The sequence below is a fragment of the Corallococcus sp. 4LFB genome (assembly GCF_046520365.1).
GTDB lineage: Bacteria > Myxococcota > Myxococcia > Myxococcales > Myxococcaceae > Corallococcus > Corallococcus caeni.
In genome coordinates, this window is record NZ_JBKGHJ010000972.1 from 1 (window position 1) to 1,456 (window position 1,456).

Annotated in this window: 1 protein-coding gene; it reads left to right on the forward strand. The window is 69.3% G+C overall.

From position 1 onward, the window contains the following. On the forward strand, positions 1 to 1,456 hold a 1,456-nt coding region (locus ACLEQD_RS43270), incomplete at both ends, for a condensation domain-containing protein (protein ID WP_410391772.1).

Below are 1,456 nucleotides of genomic sequence, written 5' to 3' on the forward strand. Positions count from 1 at the left end.
TGAAGGTGGAGCGCGTCGGGCTGCACGACAACTTCTTCGACCTCGGCGGCCACTCGCTTATTGGCACCCAGGTGGTCTCACGGCTCCGCGAACTGTTCGGCGTGGAGCTGCCGCTCCAGCAGATCTTCGATGCGCCCACGGTCGCGCTGCTCGCGGCCCGGGTGGAAGGGCTCCGAGCACGAAGCGAAGGCGCGTCGGCGATGCCGCCGGTGTCGTCCGTGAGCCGCGACGGAGCGCTGCCGCTGTCGTTCGCGCAGCAGCGGCTGTGGTTCCTGGACCAGCTGGAGCCGGGCAGCCCGCTCTACAACGTGCCCGCGGCGGTCCGGCTGTCGGGCGCGCTCGACGTCGGCGTGCTGGAGCGGTGCTTCGCGGAGATCCTCCGCCGGCACGAAGTGCTGCGCACCACGTTCCCCGTGTCGCGGCAGACGCCCGTGCAGGAGATCCACGCCGAGGGACGCCTTTCCCTGGACGTGCGCGAACTGACCGCGCTGGACGAGTCCAGGCGTCACGCGGAAGTGCTGTGTCTGGCGGAGGAGGAAGCGCGGAAGCCGTTCGACCTTTCGCAGGGTCCCCTGGTCCGCGCGGTGTTGTTGAAGCTCGGAGGGACGGAGCACGTGCTGCTGCTGACGATGCATCACATCGTCTCCGACGCGTGGTCCACGGGGATCCTGCTGCGGGAGCTTGGGGAACTCTATCCGGCGTACCTCGCGGGCGAGCAGCCTTCGTTGCCGGAGCTGGCGGTGCAGTACGCGGACTATGCCGCGTGGCAGCGGAACTGGCTGAACGAGGAGCGCCTGGCGTCGGAGCTGGGCTGGTGGAAGACGCGACTGGACGGGGCACCGGCGCTGCTGGAGCTGCCGGCGGATCATCCGCGTCCAGGGGTGCAGAGCCACGGGGGCACGCACCGGGTGCAGCGCATGCCCCTGGAGCTCCAGGAAGGAGTCCGGCGCCTGGCCCGGAGCGAGGGCGTCACGCCGTTCATGGTGCTGCTGGCGGCCTTCAATGCCTTGCTGTCCCACGTGGCGGGCCGGGAAGACATCGTCATTGGCACGGACGTCGCCGGGCGCGATCACCGCGAGGTGGAGGGGCTCATCGGCTTCTTCATCAACCAGCTCGTGCTCCGCACGCGGGTGGAGAAGGGCGCGAGCTTCCGGGAGCTGCTGGCGCAGGTGCGTGAGACGACGCTCTCCGGCTATGCGCACCAGCACGTGCCCTTCGAGAAGCTGGTGGAGGCGATCAACCCGGAGCGCAGCCTGGGCCACGCGCCGCTCTTCCAGGTGAAGCTGTTGCTCCAGAACGCGCCAGTGCCGGAGCTGCGCCTGCCGGGACTGAGCCTGCGAGGCGTCGACTTCGAGACCGGCACCGCGAAGCTGGATCTCATCGTCTCCTTCACGGAGGGAGCGGAGGGGCTGACGGGGCTGTGGGAGTACAGCACGGACCTGTACGAAGAGGGGAC